The organism is Pontibacillus yanchengensis Y32, assembly GCF_000770635.1.
GTDB lineage: Bacteria > Bacillota > Bacilli > Bacillales > BH030062 > Pontibacillus > Pontibacillus yanchengensis.
Window position 1 is genome coordinate 1 of the sequence record NZ_AVBF01000073.1, and the last position, 16,801, is coordinate 16,801.

17 protein-coding genes and 1 rRNA gene are annotated in these 16,801 nt (G+C 39.9%); 12 read left to right on the plus strand and 6 right to left on the minus strand.

What is annotated here, in order from left to right; translation table 11 throughout:
- Positions 1–170: 170 nt before the first annotated feature.
- From rrf to N782_RS17690, 7 genes are all read left to right on the plus strand, one after another.
- Positions 171–286 (plus strand): 5S ribosomal RNA (rrf, locus tag N782_RS17660).
- 503 nt (positions 287–789) lie between these two features.
- Positions 790–1,782, plus strand: a complete 993-nt coding sequence (sppA, locus tag N782_RS17665) for a signal peptide peptidase SppA (RefSeq protein ID WP_036823379.1) — start codon at positions 790–792, stop codon at positions 1,780–1,782.
- Positions 1,783–1,794: 12 nt separating this feature from the next.
- On the plus strand, positions 1,795–2,331 hold the full coding sequence (locus N782_RS17670; protein WP_036823382.1) for an RDD family protein: 537 nt from the start codon (positions 1,795–1,797) through the stop codon (positions 2,329–2,331).
- 308 nt (positions 2,332–2,639) lie between these two features.
- Positions 2,640–3,671 (plus strand): S66 family peptidase, encoded by a 1,032-nt coding sequence (locus N782_RS17675; protein ID WP_036823385.1) that lies wholly within the window; start codon positions 2,640–2,642, stop codon positions 3,669–3,671.
- A gap of 17 nt (positions 3,672–3,688) precedes the next feature.
- The gene (locus N782_RS17680) at positions 3,689–4,075 is read left to right on the plus strand and encodes a hypothetical protein (protein WP_152600805.1); all 387 of its coding nucleotides are present in this window, start codon (positions 3,689–3,691) and stop codon (positions 4,073–4,075) included.
- 19 nt (positions 4,076–4,094) lie between these two features.
- Positions 4,095–5,021 carry a DMT family transporter gene (locus N782_RS17685; protein WP_036823391.1) on the plus strand — a complete coding sequence of 309 codons (927 nt, stop codon included), beginning with the start codon at positions 4,095–4,097 and terminating at the stop codon, positions 5,019–5,021.
- A gap of 3 nt (positions 5,022–5,024) precedes the next feature.
- On the plus strand, positions 5,025–5,558 hold the full coding sequence (locus tag N782_RS17690) for an RDD family protein (RefSeq protein WP_036823395.1): 534 nt from the start codon (positions 5,025–5,027) through the stop codon (positions 5,556–5,558).
- Between the two features lie 51 nt (positions 5,559–5,609).
- Here the strand turns inward: N782_RS17690 and N782_RS17695 are convergent, their stop codons facing one another.
- The 4 genes from N782_RS17695 to N782_RS17710 form a co-directional block, all read right to left on the minus strand.
- Positions 5,610–6,242: a hypothetical protein gene (locus N782_RS17695; protein ID WP_036823398.1), complete on the minus strand. Its 633-nt coding sequence runs from the start codon at positions 6,240–6,242 to the stop codon at positions 5,610–5,612.
- A gap of 302 nt (positions 6,243–6,544) precedes the next feature.
- Positions 6,545–6,994, minus strand: a complete 450-nt coding sequence (locus tag N782_RS17700; protein WP_036823401.1) for a PTS sugar transporter subunit IIA — start codon at positions 6,992–6,994, stop codon at positions 6,545–6,547.
- A 13-nt stretch (positions 6,995–7,007) separates the two neighbouring features.
- Positions 7,008–8,417 carry a PTS fructose transporter subunit IIC gene (locus N782_RS17705; RefSeq protein WP_052111413.1) on the minus strand — a complete coding sequence of 470 codons (1,410 nt, stop codon included), beginning with the start codon at positions 8,415–8,417 and terminating at the stop codon, positions 7,008–7,010.
- A gap of 60 nt (positions 8,418–8,477) precedes the next feature.
- Positions 8,478–9,269, minus strand: a complete 792-nt coding sequence (locus N782_RS17710) for a DeoR/GlpR family DNA-binding transcription regulator (protein ID WP_152600806.1) — start codon at positions 9,267–9,269, stop codon at positions 8,478–8,480.
- Between the two features lie 263 nt (positions 9,270–9,532).
- On the opposite strand from N782_RS17710, the gene N782_RS17715 reads away from it, so the two are divergent.
- Positions 9,533–10,171 (plus strand): CPBP family intramembrane glutamic endopeptidase, encoded by a 639-nt coding sequence (locus N782_RS17715; protein ID WP_036823404.1) that lies wholly within the window; start codon positions 9,533–9,535, stop codon positions 10,169–10,171.
- A gap of 159 nt (positions 10,172–10,330) precedes the next feature.
- Here N782_RS17715 and N782_RS17720 read toward each other — a convergent pair whose 3' ends face one another.
- A complete protein-coding gene (locus tag N782_RS17720; RefSeq protein ID WP_036823406.1) occupies positions 10,331–10,762 on the minus strand; it encodes an Hsp20/alpha crystallin family protein in 432 nt (143 codons plus the stop codon).
- A 166-nt stretch (positions 10,763–10,928) separates the two neighbouring features.
- Here N782_RS17720 and N782_RS17725 point away from each other — a divergent pair, with 166 nt between their 5' ends.
- The 4 genes from N782_RS17725 to N782_RS17740 all read left to right on the plus strand — a co-directional run bounded on the left by N782_RS17725 (position 10,929) and on the right by N782_RS17740 (position 14,696).
- Positions 10,929–11,483 (plus strand): DUF2179 domain-containing protein, encoded by a 555-nt coding sequence (locus N782_RS17725; RefSeq protein WP_036823423.1) that lies wholly within the window; start codon positions 10,929–10,931, stop codon positions 11,481–11,483.
- Positions 11,449–11,667: an NETI motif-containing protein gene (locus N782_RS17730; RefSeq protein WP_036823408.1), complete on the plus strand. Its 219-nt coding sequence runs from the start codon at positions 11,449–11,451 to the stop codon at positions 11,665–11,667. Before N782_RS17725 ends, N782_RS17730 begins: the two co-directional genes overlap by 35 nt.
- Positions 11,668–11,856: 189 nt before the next feature.
- On the plus strand, positions 11,857–13,152 hold the full coding sequence (gene purB / locus N782_RS17735; protein ID WP_036823411.1) for an adenylosuccinate lyase: 1,296 nt from the start codon (positions 11,857–11,859) through the stop codon (positions 13,150–13,152).
- Positions 13,153–13,433: 281 nt separating this feature from the next.
- Positions 13,434–14,696 carry a serpin family protein gene (locus tag N782_RS17740; protein WP_052111414.1) on the plus strand — a complete coding sequence of 421 codons (1,263 nt, stop codon included), beginning with the start codon at positions 13,434–13,436 and terminating at the stop codon, positions 14,694–14,696.
- 30 nt (positions 14,697–14,726) lie between these two features.
- On the opposite strand, the gene N782_RS17745 is transcribed toward N782_RS17740, so the two are convergent.
- Entirely contained in the window at positions 14,727–16,046 is a 1,320-nt protein-coding gene (locus tag N782_RS17745; RefSeq protein WP_036823414.1) for a S8 family peptidase, read from the minus strand.
- Positions 16,047–16,801: the final 755 nt, after the last annotated feature.

The following is a 16,801-nucleotide window of genomic DNA, read 5'->3' on the forward strand; positions in this document are numbered from 1 at the left end:
GTGACACGTGCAGCTGACGGATACTAATAGATCGAGGACTTAACTAAAAGCAAAAAGCGCAGGCGACTGCTTCGGCAGTCGCTGGAGCTCGCACCTGAGAAGGCGCACCAACGATTCGATGTCCCATTCTTATCTAGTTTTGAAGGTACTACCTTCAACAAAATACAAAGTATGGCGGTTTTGGCGAAGAGGTCACACCTGTTCCCATGCCGAACACAGAAGTTAAGCTCTTCAGCGCCGATGGTAGTCGGGGTTTCACCCCCGCAAGAGTAGGACGCCGCCATGCACACACAACCCCCTCGGAAATTCGTTTCCGAGGGGGTTTCTATATAAATAAATGAAACGTTACGCATCTAATATCCGTATGATATACCCTAAAGGGGAATGAAGCGAGCAAAACACAATCCGAAACGAGCATAAGAGTAGGAGAGGATGGGTTCCCTCATATTAAACTCTGTTTGTTCGACGGAAAACTATATTAAGTGACTGAGCACAGCTTGCCTGTAGGCCTCTAAATCACTAAGGACTCCCTTTATAAACAACAATCTTTCTTCTTTAGATAAAGTATGTTTTGATTTTGTAATGTGAAAAAAAGTAATCTGAATAAACTGTAAAAAATAACCTCATCCATTCAAGCATAAATGCTTCCCTTATATCAGAATAATATTGTACACTTAAGGTTGGTGCGATTAAGAATACCACTCTTTTACATAGAGAAGTATTAAAATTTGCATAGTAAAATATAAATAAATGTTCGCAAGATTTTATAAAAGAAAGGGCAGATGATGTATGTCTAAACGAATTGTAGCGAGTATCATTGCTGCAGCATTACTTATTTTTGCAATACTAACACAAAGTATTGGTCTAGTGATGAGCGACTCTTTTTCTGAGTCTAGTTCTAACATGTTAGCTAGAGATGAAGCACCTAAAGAAAAAGTGATGGAGCGAGGTTCTGCACAAAAGCGAATTGCTCGTATCTCGGTAGAGGGTACGATTCTGAGTGGGCAAGGTACGAATCCTTTTAGTGATGCAGGCTACAATCACCAACGATTATTAGATCGCCTGGAAACAATCAAAAAGGATAACACGGTTAAGGGTGTTCTTTTGTATGTGAATTCTCCTGGTGGCGGTGTGTTTGAGAGTGCTGAAATTCATAAAGAACTGCTAGAGCTAAAAGAAGCAGGGAAAAAGCTTTATGTTTCCATGGGCTCAATGGCTGCATCTGGGGGATATTACATTTCCACGCCAGCAGATCAAATTTATGCTTCTAAACAAACACTAACAGGTTCGCTTGGTGTTATTATGCAAAGTGTGAACTATAAAGAATTAGCTAATGAATATGGCGTCAAATTCAACACGATTAAAAGTGGCGAGTTCAAGGACATTATGAGTCCGACTAGTGACATGACACAGGAAGATCGCGATATTCTTCAATCGTTAGTAGACGATTCTTATCAAGATTTTGTGAATGTGATTAAAAACGGACGGGATATGTCCGAAAGCAAGGTGAAGGACTTAGCTGATGGACGAATATACTCCGGTAAGCAGGCCTTGGATAACGGGTTGATTGATCAATTAGGTTTTGAGGAAGATGCTTTATCAGCATTGAAAGAAGAAATCGGTGGCGCCCCTCAAGTATTTGAGTTTAAGTCTGGCAATCCATATATGTTTGGACTTCCTTTTAACGTAAAAAGCTTCATGCCTAATAGTGAAGTGAAGTGGATTCAGGAAATGATTCAAGATCGCCAAGGACCAACCATGATGTACCTATATACGGATTAAGGAGGAAGAACGATGGATACTTTCGAACAAAATGAAACATCTCATCCATTACATGAAACAGTTTCCTCTCATATTGGTGCAATCCATAAGGTAGTCTATGCTGGGTTCTTCCCTCGTTTTATAGCCTACTTGATTGACTTAATTGTTATATGGAGTATCAATACCATTGTTACGAGGCCACTGTTGAATCTAATGAACTTGTCGGATGCAAAATTGTGGATCAATCTATTTAGTGCATCCAACATTACGACGTCTATCATATTCTTTGCTTATTTTATTCTATTGACCTATTTCTTCCGAGCAACGCTAGGAAAGATGATTATGGGGTTATCCGTTGAGTCCCTTATCGGTGAGAATCTGTCTACAAAACAAATCATTTTCAGAGAGTGCATCGGAAGGTATATTAGCATGGCTTTCTTAGGACTTCCTTATCTCGTTGTCTTGTTTACAAAGCGTTATCAAGGCATCCATGATTATTTTGCAGATACATCGGTAATTAAAAATAAAATGAAGCAGTTCAAAGATGAAGTTAAGACAGCTCTTACTTGATAATAAGGGCTGACTATACGAAGAAGACCAAATCACTTAATGATTTGGTCTTTTTTTATAGCAAAATATCGATAGGACAGGTTAGCAGTGTATGGGGGTCGGCAAACTAATTGTTGGATTATTAGAAGGTGTAGAAAGTTTCTAGACGTGGCTACGCATTTTTTTTACAGCTGTACATAAGTATTAATTTTTAAATAGATAAACGTATTGAGAAACATGCAGAAATTTGAAATAATTATCATCATATATATCTAGTATCGTAGTGCAAAAATAGCGCGCTAAGCATTAACAGGAAGGGGAGGGGTCGTGTGTTAATAAAGCCACAAAAGCTACAGCCAGGGGATAAAGTTGCTACAATTAGCCCATCTTGGGGAGGAGCAGGAGACGCTGAATTGAGGTGGAGGTATGATCAAGGAGTGAAGCGTCTAGAAGAGGTGTTTGATATTGAAGTTGTACCTATGCCAAATAGCCTGAAAGGAACAGAGTTCGTAGATGAAAATCCCCAGGCTCGTGCTGAGGACCTTATGATGGCATTTCAGGATAACAGTATTAAAGGGATTATTACCAATATAGGTGGAGACGATAGTATTCGGTTACTTCCTTATATCGATTTTAATGTTATAAGGAATAATCCAAAAGTGTTTATGGGGTATTCTGACGTTACGATTTCTCATTTGTTTTGCTATAAGGCTGGTCTTTCTTCTTTTTACGGACCTGCCATTATGACGGATTTTGCAGAAAATGTTGAGATGCATCCGTACACGGTTGATATGATTAATAGAACTCTGTTTTCGAATGAGGCGATTGGAACGATTCCACCTGCAGAGGAATGGACGAGTGAATTTCTCCCTTGGGAAGAGGGGAATAAGCATCAGCGACGGACTTTCCATCCTAATGCAGGTTATGAAGTACTTCAAGGAGAGGGAAAAGTACATGGTCACTTGCTTGGAGGTTGTATAGAGGTGTTGGAGTTTGCGAAAGCTACAGAGATTTGGCCATCATTGGAGGATTGGAAAGGGAGTATTCTCTTTTTTGAAACCTCTGAAGTTAAAACCCAACCTGAAATGATTACATATTATTTGAGGAATTATGCAGCCCAAGGCATTCTCCAAAAAGCCAATGGAATTATTTTTGGTAAACCCTATGATGACATGTATTACGAAGAATACAAGCAAGAGATTAAGAAAGTCATGAAAGAAAATAGTTTAGAGCATTTGCCAATCTTGTACAATGTCAGTTTTGGGCATACCGAACCGAAATGTATTTTACCGTACGGTGCAGATGCTGAAATTGATTGTGAGAATAAAACGTTTGCGACTTTGGAAAATGGAGTAACGTAAACAGAATGTTCCAATCAATGGTCAAACAACTAGTATATCTAATGTGTTGTATTCCGCTGACATTAATAGGCTGTACGAATGCTAATAAATCGGAAGAACCTCCTCCTGTTGTAGAGGTTGAACAGAACCAAGATAATGAAAAGAACAAGGACAAAGCTGATTATCAATTGCTTGAAATAATCAAATTAAAGGAAGCAAGTATTGTCATCTCTTCCAGAGAAATAGATTCCAATGCCTCATATGCAGCGTATGAAATTTGGGTGGATGAGGATACCAAGATTGAAGGAAATCGATCTACTTTTGAAGGCTTGAGTGTTGGTGATAACGTGGAGGTTTGGGTTCGGGATAAAGGGGCAGAGAAAGAGTTTGCTTCTAAAATAGTTGTTTATGCGATAGAAAGTTAGTGTGCTAGGAGGGAGAGGTATGAATCAAAAAACAGCGTCTATATCCATTGCTGTAGGAGCTACCTTGTGGGGCATCATTGGTTTATTTGTAACGTATTTATATGAAATGGGATTTACGCCTCTCCAGGTGGTTGCGATGCGAGTGCTTTCCTCTCTTTTATTTTTACTGGTGTACGTTTTATATAAAGATCGTCGGTTGCTCCACATCCGACTCTCTGACAGCAAGCTGTTTGTTGGAACAGGTGTCATCAGTATCGTTTTCTTTAATTGGTGCTTATTTAGTGCCATGGGGGAAACATCAATGTCGATTGCATTTATCCTGTTATATACGGCTCCAGCATTTGTGACGATTTTTTCAAGGTTACTATTTAAGGAATGGCTTACGAAACGAAAAATGATCGCTCTGGTAATGACGGTAGTGGGATGCGCGTTTGTGATTGGATTATTGCCGAATGCCATTGAACCAATCTCTATGTATGGTTTTCTATTAGGAATTGGTTCTGGAATCTTCTATGCGCTGTATAGCATCTTTGGGAAATTTGCTCTACAAAAATATGATTCGTTGACTGTTACATTCTACACGTTCTTATTCGCGACTGTCGCAGTATTGCCTTCTAGTGGGATTTGGTCGGAACTAGCTTTACTTCGAAACGCTGAAGTTTGGCTATATATTGTAGGACTTGGTTTCCTTTCAACGACATTGCCATTTCTATTTTATACAAAAGGGCTAAGCGCAGTGGAATCAAGCCGAGCTTCGATTATTGCAACAATCGAACCAGTGGTGGCATCACTTGTAGGATTATTGGTGTTCCAGGAAAGACTCACGTTATGGCAGTATGGTGGTATTGTGTTGGTTTTAGCTGCTGTCATGATTGTCCAAGAAACTAAACGGAATAAAGCTAAGGTACCGCGTCCAGATATACAACTTCAACATGAAAGAGGTTAACCTATGTATGCCACCTTCTTATCTCGTTTAAAGGCTTTTTTCATCGATTATCTTCTCATTTTAATGTATCTCGTTCTATTGATTCTAGTCAGTGTGTTCATTATTCCAGATGTACAAAAGCTATTCCAGGGCTCGCTTCTTCTAGCCCAAGGATTTGGCTTTTTACTAGTGACGCTACCCGTTTCGCTTTACTTTGCTATTGCTGATTCGGTGGTTGGTGGTGCTTCATTAGGAAAGAGGAAGGTTGGTATCCAAGTAGTAGGCAGGGAAGGAACAGCGGTGTCAGTTCTGCACTCCCTTTTCCGAACGGCATTAAAGTTTTTGCCATGGGAGTTGTCCCATTTTCTTGTGTATCGAATGATTGAAGTGGGGGATGGGGAAACGCCAGTCATGTATTTTGTGTTAGGTGGCTTGATTTATGCATGGATTTTCGCCAATGTAATAGCTGTGGTATTTACGAAACGGAAACAATCTATTTATGATCTTGTTGTGAGGACAAGGGTGCTCAAGGGGTGTAACCAATCTATCAGTAAATAATGTTGTATGAATAAGGTGATTCATCTAAAAAAAGCTTGGTATGCAAGCTTTTTAGTATAAAGATAGATTTAATTTAATTTTTTTTGCCTCTTCTGTCCGAATACTTATATAATAGCTATCTTTTTCACCTTGAAATTCAATTACACCAGTTTTAGAACCAGTAATCTGATCCTCCCATATAGTAGTATCCGACTGTTCAACAGACATAAAAAACTTTCCTTTTCCTACGGAAGCTTCATAAGGTATTGTTACTGTTCCTTCTTGTGTAATTTCATAAGTTTCAACAGTATGAGAACCTTGCAACGAACCTATAGATAACTTCACATCACCATTCGTGGTAGTTTTATTAAGATTTATTGCTACATTATCCGCAAAGAAAAATGATGTTGTAACAATTACTATTGTAATTAAACCAAATAGTACACTTAATAGTATTATTACTTTTTTATTCATACCTTTGAATGATTTATGTATGCGAGTATTTATATTATAAACTATCCTGAATAAAACTGGGAAAAATAGTGCAGTAAATAATAAAGAAAGCCATTCTCCGTATAAGACGGATGGAACCGCTGATAAAACGATTGCTAAAAAATAAAATCCAACTCCAAACCAATAGCTAAAATGAAAAAACTTACTTTCTGTGTATGGTTTTCCAAAAATGAAATAGATACCATTCTTCAAAAATATTCATCCTTTCAAAAGATTCTACAATTCTCAGTGTAAAGGAAACGCTCTAGAAAATGCGTAGGAAACTTGTGGTAAATAATTTAGATGTAGCTATTGAGGATTTATTTTCAGCTTTCGTTGAATTGTTATAACAAACGAATTATTACCAGCATTATGTATTTTAATTAATAATATTGAATAATTACGTGTATAAAAAAATAGCAGGCTAAAATCACAGTGTGATTTAGCCTGCTATTTTTATGGATTTTCTTCAAGGTAAATGAACTACTAAAAATTCGTGAGCTCCGGTTATTTTTCTATTGTTCTAGTAGTTCCACTAACTCTTCAGCATTCTTAACCTGGTTTAACTGGGCTCTAAACTCTTCATGTATCAGTTTACGAGAAAGGTTAGAAAGGATGCGTAAATGTTCGTTTCCGCTCTGCTCTAATGGGACTGCGATTAGAAAGGCATGCTTAACAGGTTCTCCATCAATGGATTGCCAATCAATTGGAGCTGATAAACGTGCATAAGCTAGACTAGGTGCTTGCACCCCTGCAGATTTGCCGTGAGGGATAGCAACAGCGAATCCTATGCCAGTTGATCCTTCTTCTTCTCGTTTGAGTACATCTCGAACATATTGGTCGATATCTACTACATCACCTGAATCAACCATATGTTGAGCTAGACGTTCTATACATTGAGTCTTAGAAGTGGTTTCTATATCAAGTAATATTTGATTTTCTTTTAAAAGGCTTGTGAGTAACATGAGCGTTCTCTCCTTATCCTGCAATATCATGCTTTTCTTGAATTGTTTGTTCTGGTTTGGCAGCTACACCTTTTTTCAATAAGACAATCATTACGGCGGTGACAGTCATTCCAATAGCTATTGCTAGAGCATATAAGAATACGTTGGTGACAGCATTAGGGATGAATAGTACAAAAATACCGCCATGTGGAGCTTGTAAAGCTGTGTTAAATAGCATTGCCAATCCGCCAGCTGTAGCTGAACCTACCATTAGGGAAGGAATAACGCGGAATGGGTCGGCTGCTGCGAATGGAATGGCACCTTCTGTAATAAAGGAAATTCCTAATACTCCTGCAGCTTTTCCAGCTTCTCGTTCTTCTGTTGAAAATTTCTTAGGAGATAGCAACGTTGCTAGCCATAAACCAAGTGGAGGAGTCATACCTGCTGCCATCACAGCTGCCATCGGCTCGTAAATATTGCTGCCAATTAATCCAACAGCGAATGTATAGGCTGCTTTATTAACAGGGCCACCCATATCAAAAGCCATCATCGCACCTAAGATTAGTCCTAAAGCAATTGCGTTTCCAGTGTTCAATCCTGCTAACCAATCACCAAGACCTTCCATAATCCAGGCAACCGGTTCCCCGATTACATACACCATCAATAAACCAGTGAAGAGAGTAGCACCTAGAGGGATGATAAGAACTGGCTTCAAGCCTTCAAAACTTCTTGGAAGCTTCACTTGATCTTTAATGAATTTGGCCGCGTAACCAGCAATAAAACCTGCGATAATCCCACCTAGAAAACCAGAACCATTCTGAGAAGCGAGCATTCCACCAACAAGGCCAGGAGCAAGACCAGGTTTGTCAGCGATAGAGAATGCAATGAATCCAGCTAAAATTGGCACCATTAAAGCAAAAGCAGCGCCTCCACCTATATCCATCAAAGCAGCAGCAAGTGTTCCTTCTTCCTCAAAAGCAGTGATTCCAAATATGAATGATAATGCAATAATAAGTCCGCCAGCCACAACTAGAGGAATCATGTTTGATACACCTGTCATCAGATGCTTGTAGAATCCTGATCGGCCTGCACTGCGTTCTTGTTTGCTTTGTTCAACTTGAGCAACATACCCTGTAGAAGCTTCTGCCTGAAGAGCCCGATCGATAGCAGTAGGTGCATCTTTGATTGCTTCTGCTAAGGAGACTTTAATAACGGTCTTTCCTTGGAAACGGCCTTCATCTACATCCGTAGCTGCCGCAATAATGATAGCGTGGGCTTCTTGAATATCTTGAGTGGTAAGCTCATTTTCAATACCAACGCCACCTCTTGTTTCCACTTTGAACGGTACTCCTTTTTCTTTTGCAGCTTTTTCTAAGGACTCCGCAGCCATGTACGTGTGGGCAATTCCTGTAGGACAAGCAGTTACAGCTAGAATCTTTTTCATGGTAAACCCTCCTTATTAAATTGTTTTATATGTTAGGAGCTCTTTAAGAGCTTTGTAACCTTATGAAACAGTGGGAATCGTATGGTGGCTATTAGCTACATGGATTTCCGTTCCGGCTTCGCTAAATTTTTGATAGATTTCCTTTGGAAGGTGGTCATCGGTTATCCACATATCAATATCAGCTACTGTTCCAAACTGACTAAAGCTAATCTTCTCTGCCTTGCTATGGTCTGCAAGTAGAATCGTCCGTTTTGCGCATTTCATCATGTATCGCTTCGTATTCGCTTCGATTAAATTAGGAGTGGTGAGTCCAGCAGATAGGCTAATTCCATTGGTAGCTATAAAGGCTGTGTCGACGTGTAGGGTTTGTAGGATTTGATCGGTTATAGGACCAACGATTGCTTGGGTTTCCTGTCTTAGAGAACCACCAAGCATGACGATATCTATATTGCTCTCGTTTTTTAGTTGCTCCATGAGAGTCATAGAGTTAGTGACAACTGTTAGATTTGAAAACGCTTTCAAAATTGGTGCAAGGTGTAAGGTGGTAGTCCCTGAATCAATGAGGATGATATCGCCTTCTTGAATAAATCCTCCAGAATAGAGAGCAATTCGTTCTTTTTCAGATTGATATCGTATCTCTTTTTCTCCAAAAGTAGGCTCGAAGTTTACACTTTCAAACGGAATGGCACCTCCGTGTGTTCGTTTAATCAACTTTTCATCTTCTAATTCTTTTAAGTCTCGACGGATAGTAGATTCAGATACTTTAAATGTCGTGCTTAACTCTAGGACGGATCCTCTACCATGCTCGATAATATATTTGCTGATCATCGACTTTCTTTCTTCGCCGAACATAGGCATCACCTCCTTTGTGATTGTATGTGATTGTTCCTGGTGGGAATATATGATTGTATGTGAATGTTTATGATTACTTTTGATTATAGACGGTTTCCTGGAAATTACAAGCACTTTTTGAAAACGGTAACAAAAGGTTCACAAATAGCATGTTGGAAGTTATATGAAAAGAAAAATTTTATATGAGCGTGTAATATGGAAGGTTTTTGTAGAGGGGAGGGAGAAGTAGGAGAGAACTGAACACCTTGGTGGAGGCATACCAAATGAAGAATAGTATTTATTTTCTTGCGCCTGCCTTCATGATCTTGGTGGGGCTTCATGTATTTAGTAATGTTGTGCTTACATTTATGTTGTTTTATGGCTGGCTACTAGCTATACCACTCTTTCAACAAAAAGGGGAAGGTGCTTTTCTGGGATGGAAATGGTCTACATCTAATGTAGTCATTGGGATTGGAACAGGGCTTTTGTTTTTTGTGTTCATTTTTGGTGGTATGTATTGGTTGCACTCCTATTTCATCGATTTGGAAAAGTTGAATCGCCTTTTGGAGGAGTGGGGATTTTCAGGCAGTGGGGTAATCGGATTAATTCTTGTTTTGCTCATCATTAACCCTGTATTGGAAGAGATGTATTGGAGAGGATTCATGCATGAACGATTGAACCGAAATTTTCGGGTATGGCAAACAATCCTGTTCACATCGTTCTTTTACACGCTCTATCATTTTCTTTCGATTCTACCTATGTTTGAATATCCTTTTAATATTATTGCTGTCTTGCCTGTGTTTATAGCTGGAGTTTTGTGGGGATATATTCGTGAATGGACTGGATCAATCGTAGCAGCTGTAGTGAGTCACGCGCTTGGGGATTTAGGAGTTATGTGTGTGTATTGGTTTATTGTGAGGTGATTATCGAGTTTTTTTACTTGGCTGATTATAAGTAAGGATGCGAAAATTATAAGAATAGGGTTGTCCGTTTTGATGAGATATCAAACGAGTTTATTTTCATCAACGTTTACCCAGAGAAAATCCTCTCTAGCTAGATTCCAGAGAGGATATGGATGCGTACTATTCTTCCAAATTACGGATATGGATACGTTGTTTATTGGTTTCTTGTTGAATTAAGCGATGAAGCTGAATAATGAGTAATCCATTGCGGTAAGTAGCGTTGATTTTGTCTCCGCGTACAGGATAAGGTAGTTCGATTTTTCGTTCAAAAGAGCCTTGAAGAATTTCTTCTTGAACCAATTGCTGATGTGGGGACTGTAAGGAAATAACGCCAGTGAGTTCAAGGGTGGTGTAGTCGACATATACATCAACCTTATCGATGTCGTCTAAACCGGGGACATTTACATAGCAAAGGATTTCGTTTTCTGATTTGTACACATTGACCTGTGGTATTTGTGGTTTTAGGATTCCTTCAAATTCACCCCAGAAGTCGTTTCCAAAAAATTGATCCAAATTCTTGCGCCAATCCTGCATGTTTTGAAACGGATCCATTTCTTTACCTCCTTATTAAATTCATTGTGAAAGAATAACAGATTGCGATATAGTATATGCACAGTGAAATTTTAGGTGAATGACCTAGTAATACAGGGAATACATATAGAATATTTCATTAGAAAGGAAGATAGGGTTGGAGAATTTAATAGATAATAGCTATGTAATGGTACTCATTATTTTGGTGGTTAATATTGTCTATGTATCGTTTTTAACCATTCGGACAATATTTACGTTAAAGGGCCAGAGGTATTGGGCTGCTTTTATTAGTGTCTTTGAGATTACCGTCTATATTCTTGGGCTAGGATTAGTATTGGAGAATCTTGACCAAGTACAGAACGTAGTTGCCTATGCATTAGGGTTTGGTTTAGGTGTTATCGTAGGGATGAAGATAGAAGAGAAGTTGGCGCTAGGTTACATAACGGTCAATGTAATCTCATCTAATCCAGATATCGAATTTACAAAGATGCTACGTGATAAAGGGTATGGGGTAACAAGTTGGTTTGCATATGGTATGGAAGGCGACCGTCTGAACATGCAAATTCTAACCCCTAGAAAATATGAACTAAACCTGTATGAAACGATTAAAACAATTGATGAAAAAGCATTTATTGTAGCATATGAGCCGAAGCAAATTCGCGGCGGTTTCTGGGTGAAACAAGTACGGAAAGGACGTATTAAGAAGGATGCCGAAGAACAACAAGAACAAAAAGAACAATAAGAAGCGATTTACAGTAGAAGAGGATCAATCCATTGAAGAAGTACTTGATCAAATGAAGCAAGAAGGGTATCAACCTGTAAGACGTGTAGAAGAACCCGTTTTCAAGGAAACGAAAGAAAATGGCGAGAAAAAGGTAGAACCCGTAGGAAGAAAAATCGTATTCGACGCGGTTAAAAGCGAATAATAGATTTTAATTAATGAAAATCGTTCGTGATTTGATTGATTTTTGATTTGCCTCTTGTTACGATTAAGATATTAATAGTGTAACGAGAGAGGCACTTAGCTTGTGGAAACGAAGCCTATTCACTTCTCTCTAAAATGAAGTGGGTAGGCTTTTTGTTATGAGTTACTTGAATATGAGGAGGCGCGGTATATGATTGAACGTTATACGAGACCGGAGATGGGTGCGATATGGACGGAAGAAAATAAGTATCAGGCTTGGCTAGAGGTAGAAATTCTTGCTTGTGAAGCATGGAGTGAGCTTGGGTACATACCGAAAGAAGACGTAGAAAAGATTCGGGAGAACGCATCGTTTGATATGAACCGCATCCATGAAATTGAGGAAGAAACACGCCATGATGTTGTAGCTTTTACAAGGGCGGTTTCGGAGACGCTTGGGGAAGAGCGTAAATGGGTTCATTATGGATTAACCTCAACAGATGTTGTTGATACAGCTCTTTCCTATCTTTTGAAGCAGGCGAATGAACATATTCGAAAAGGATTGCACGCATTTATTGATGTACTAGCTGAAAAAGCAAAAGAGCATAAATTCACAGTCATGATGGGCCGTACTCATGGCGTTCATGCGGAGCCGACAACCTTTGGCTTGAAGCTTGCTCTATGGTACGAAGAGATGAAGCGAAATCTAGAGCGTTTTGAAATGGCAGCTCATCAAATCGAGTTTGGTAAGCTATCTGGTGCAGTTGGAACATATGCCAATATTGATCCTTTTGTAGAAGATTACGTTTGTAAACAGCTAGGGTTAACACCAGCTCCAGTATCCACTCAAACATTACAACGTGATCGACATGCACACTATGTATCGACGCTTTCCTTAATTGCTACGTCCATCGAGAAGTTTGCCGTTGAAATTCGTGGATTACAAAAAACCGAAACGAGAGAGGTAGAAGAGTTCTTCGCGAAAGGGCAAAAAGGATCTTCGGCTATGCCGCATAAACGAAACCCAATCGGCTCCGAGAATATGACAGGGATGGCACGTGTGATTCGTGGGCATATGCTGACGGCTTATGAGAATGTTGCTCTATGGCATGAACGCGACATCTCCCATTCATCAGCTGAACGTGTCATTTTACCGGACGCTACCATAGCCCTTGATTATATGCTTCACCGTTTTGGCAAAATCGTCGACAACCTAACAGTATATGAAGGCAACATGCGCCAGAACATGGACAAGACGTACGGATTGATTTTCTCCCAGCGTGTCCTATTAACCTTGATTGATGAAGGCATGACAAGAGAAGAAGCGTATGACCTAGTCCAGCCAAAAGCAATGGAAGCATGGGAGCAAGGCATTTCCTTCAGAACACTAGTGGAACAGGATGAAACGATTCAAGGAACATTAAGTGAAGAGCAAATAGAATCTTGCTTTGACCATACCCATCACCTACAAAATGTAGAACGCGTATTTGAGCGTATTGGGTTGGCTTAAAAGGTGGAGAGCACTGTACGGAGATCCGTATGGTGCTTTTTTGTGCGCGCGGGGTGGGGTTGGAGCGACTTTTTCGAATTAGGAGCGGGAATCTGGAAATAGGGTCAACTTTTCGAAAACAGGAGCGAGAATGCGGAAATAGGAGCGACTTTTCCAAAATAGGAGCGAGCGCTCTCTCCAGCACCCGCCTGCAAGAATTTCGAATATCTCCAATAGCCTGTAACCTCCACCTCGATTCACACGACAAATTAAGTACATACAAATATTAGGGGGTTACGGTCGTGAGAAGGTATATGCTCTTCATTGCTTGCAGTTTTCTGCTGCTAGCTGGGTGTGGTTCGCAGCAGTCATCTGATTCAAATGGTGATCCTGATACTACGTCTATTAAATACAAGGAATTCAAGAAATATGAGACTGATTCTGCCGTAATAGTGGCGAACAATCAGTTTGGGTTTGATGCCTATCAACGTTTGGAAAGCGAAGAAGAAGACAAAAATATATTTATCTCGCCATTAAGTATTCAACAGGCATTGGCGATGACTTACAACGGAGCGGCAGGAGAAACGAAGCAGGAAATGGCCAAAGCCTTAAAGTGGACAGATGTTAAGCTAGAGTCCTTGAATGAGTCTAACGCAGCGTTGCTGTACCAACTAACCAATGCAGACCCTAGTGTTCAGCTCTCTATCGCAAACTCCATTTGGAAAGACGAAGGGGAGCCCTTTAAGCAACCATTCTTAGATACAAATAAACAGTATTATCAGGCAAAAGTAGAGACACTAGATTTTGATTCCGATGAGGCGTCTGAAACAATGAATGATTGGGTGAAGGAAAACACGAATGGGAAAATCAAAAAGATTGTTCCTAGTCAAATCAACCCACTTACAGTAATGTTCCTCATTAACGCGATTCATTTTAAAGGAGATTGGCAAACGAAGTTCCAAGAGAATAAAACATCCACAAACACGTTTCATCTTGCGGATGGGTCAACGAAACAACACCCTTTTATGAATCAGGAAGGTGACTATGCATATACAAAAATGAATGACATGCAAATGATACGATTACCTTATGGAGAAGAAGGGCGATTTGGTATGGTGGTGTTATTACCAGATAAAAACCATTCTCTTACCGAATTATTTAATTCGATCTCAGCAGAAAATGTAGGAAAGTGGACAGATGCTCTATCGGAACAAAAAGGGAAAATCTCTATACCTCGTTTTACGTTTGAATATGAGAAAAAGTTAAACAATCTACTTCAAAATATGGGGATGGAGCAAGCTTTTGATGAACGAGCTAATTTTGAAAACTTGGCACCGGTACCACCGGATCTTTATATCAGTAACGTGAAACATAAAAGCTTCATAGAAGTGAATGAGAAAGGAACAGAAGCTGCTGCTGCTACATCTGTTGAGGCCACAGCAGAGAGTGCTCCATCGTATGACTTCACTATGAACGTCGACCGTCCATTTATGTTTATGATTCAGGATCAGAAAACGGAAACTGTGTTATTTCTAGGAAGTGTGCAAGAACCTAAAGAAGAATAGTTGAATAATCCTAGCCACAGCTGGCTAGGATTATTGCTGTTTATGAGGGGTTGTCATTTCAGGGGAGTAGAAGATTTCGATTCTACTATTTCCAAACGTGTCGTATGCCTCGATTACCACTGGCTTGGCATTGGTGAATAGCGAGAAATCTCGTGTGTTTCCAGTAGAAAAGGATGTTCCAGTTAGGTAGTCAGGCTTTTCACCATTTATGAGCACATAATCTAGGTTAGGGTCCGTGACACGAATGTGAAGCTTGGTGGCGCTTACATCTATTTGGCTATTGAATTCGACTGTAGGAGCGGTCGTATCAATCTCGTAGGACAAATGGTGGTCTTGCCATTGCTCTCCGTTATGGAAGTGGATTCGGACGTCATGTTCTCCATCCTCAGCTGGTAGCATCACTGACTCCGTATCACCTGGATACGTTTTATAAAAGGTTCCATTGTCATGGATATATACTTTTTCAACGTTGAAGGAATCGATTTTTATACTAGGGGTAGAGGCATTATGTTGCTTCCATTCCAGGTCCGACATCCATAAATAGCTTTGCTCGCTTGCGATAGCTTTGAATTTTTGTATATCTAATGTTTTCAGTTCAATTTGCTTATCGCTTTTCGTATAGACGATGGACCGTGCGTATTGATTCACATATTGAATAAGTTCTTCGTTTGTTGCTTCAGGGTGCAGGTCTTTCACGTAAGCAAATACCCCCGTTGCATAGGCGCTTGCCATGCTCGTTCCACTTACAGTTGTGAAATTCCCTCCGATACCGGCACTTAAAATATCAATACCTGGTGAAATATAAGTAACGCCTTCTCCGTAATTCCCTGCTAATACGGAATTGCCATAATCCGTGGCTGCAACTGGGATAACAGTATCGTATTTAGCGGGATAGGTTAGCATATCTTTTCCATCGTTGCCGGAAGATGCAATGAACAATACACCTTTGTGCGTGCCGAAACGAATAAGTTGTTCTGTAATAGGGTTGTAAGGTTGGTGGAAGCTCATATTGACTACATCAGCGCCACTCACAATGGCTAAAAGAATCGATAGAGGAGTGTTAGCAGGGTATCCGAGCTTCTTGATGGGGAGTATCTTTATGTTGGAATCTTGGTTTAGATCCATAATAATTCCTGCCACTTGAGTGCCATGCCCGTGTTCATCGTCAGGAGCTAAGTCCCAATTGATTAAATCATATCCATTCAGCAATCGGTCTTCAAATAGAGGGTGCGATTCATATATCCCTGAATCTAGTATAGCCACTATGGTATCTTCCGTATCAAAATCATGGAGTATAATAAAAGCAATCAAACTTTGAAAGAACAATAGTATTGGTAGAAGGACTTTCATATGTTCACCCCGTTCCATTAGTAGAATCATAGAGCTGTGACAATAAAGGATATATGTATGTGAAAATAGGGGTTATTTTCATTATATGGTAAATTGATAGGCAATAGAACCACATTAGTAGATGTCTTAGTTGAAAAAAGGGAGAAAGTGTTGCAATAGTATATGATATACAAAGGAAATGAGTGTTTATTTTTTAGTGAAGAAAAGGTTGGGACTCCTGATTGAGGGAGCGCCAGAAGCTTTCTTAAAGTTTATTGTTGATATGATAATGAACTAGTATTATGTTCTTCTGTTTAAGCACCATTATGTTGAAGACTTTGATTCGAGATATATTAAGGGTGAGGTCCGATACTTTATGAGGGTTAGGGTTGGGTGGGAAACAACTCGCGTCCTGCTGCCCTACACGATGTAGGGTAGTTCAACGTTGTCACACGATGTGACGGTCTTAGTTGAACCTCCCCTGAAACGTTGCTACCTTCGGGGAAAACGCCCTCAGGGGATCTTGCCTACCTCTTCCTCCCGCGGGAGTCTCCTTGTTTCCCACCCAACCCTGACAATATGTTGCCATCGGACCTGCGGCCTAAATTGCCATAAAATTGATCGAGTTTGCTATGGGTAGTAGCGACCTTTTGCCATAATTATGGGCTCTGGAGCGACTTTTCCTACTTTCGGAGCAAGAATCGAAAAACAGGAGCAACTTTCGAAATTTAGGAGCGAGATTTAAGAAATAGGAGCTACTTTTGAAAATTAGGAGC

Excerpts from the sequence above, each read along its gene's own strand:
- sppA (WP_036823379.1), top strand. The coding sequence starts at position 790 with ATGTCTAAACGAATTGTAGCGAGTATCATTGCTGCAGCATTACTTATT.
- N782_RS17670 (WP_036823382.1), top strand. The coding sequence starts at position 1,795 with ATGGATACTTTCGAACAAAATGAAACATCTCATCCATTACATGAAACA.
- N782_RS17680 (WP_152600805.1), top strand. The coding sequence starts at position 3,689 with ATGGTCAAACAACTAGTATATCTAATGTGTTGTATTCCGCTGACATTA.
- N782_RS17685 (WP_036823391.1), top strand. The coding sequence starts at position 4,095 with ATGAATCAAAAAACAGCGTCTATATCCATTGCTGTAGGAGCTACCTTG.
- N782_RS17690 (WP_036823395.1), top strand. The coding sequence starts at position 5,025 with ATGTATGCCACCTTCTTATCTCGTTTAAAGGCTTTTTTCATCGATTAT.
- N782_RS17700 (WP_036823401.1), bottom strand. The coding sequence starts at position 6,994 with ATGTTACTCACAAGCCTTTTAAAAGAAAATCAAATATTACTTGATATA.
- N782_RS17705 (WP_052111413.1), bottom strand. The coding sequence starts at position 8,417 with ATGAAAAAGATTCTAGCTGTAACTGCTTGTCCTACAGGAATTGCCCAC.
- N782_RS17710 (WP_152600806.1), bottom strand. The coding sequence starts at position 9,269 with ATGTTCGGCGAAGAAAGAAAGTCGATGATCAGCAAATATATTATCGAG.
- N782_RS17715 (WP_036823404.1), top strand. The coding sequence starts at position 9,533 with ATGAAGAATAGTATTTATTTTCTTGCGCCTGCCTTCATGATCTTGGTG.
- N782_RS17720 (WP_036823406.1), bottom strand. The coding sequence starts at position 10,762 with ATGGATCCGTTTCAAAACATGCAGGATTGGCGCAAGAATTTGGATCAA.
- N782_RS17725 (WP_036823423.1), top strand. The coding sequence starts at position 10,929 with ATGGTACTCATTATTTTGGTGGTTAATATTGTCTATGTATCGTTTTTA.
- N782_RS17730 (WP_036823408.1), top strand. The coding sequence starts at position 11,449 with ATGCCGAAGAACAACAAGAACAAAAAGAACAATAAGAAGCGATTTACA.
- purB (WP_036823411.1), top strand. The coding sequence starts at position 11,857 with ATGATTGAACGTTATACGAGACCGGAGATGGGTGCGATATGGACGGAA.
- N782_RS17745 (WP_036823414.1), bottom strand. The coding sequence starts at position 16,046 with ATGAAAGTCCTTCTACCAATACTATTGTTCTTTCAAAGTTTGATTGCT.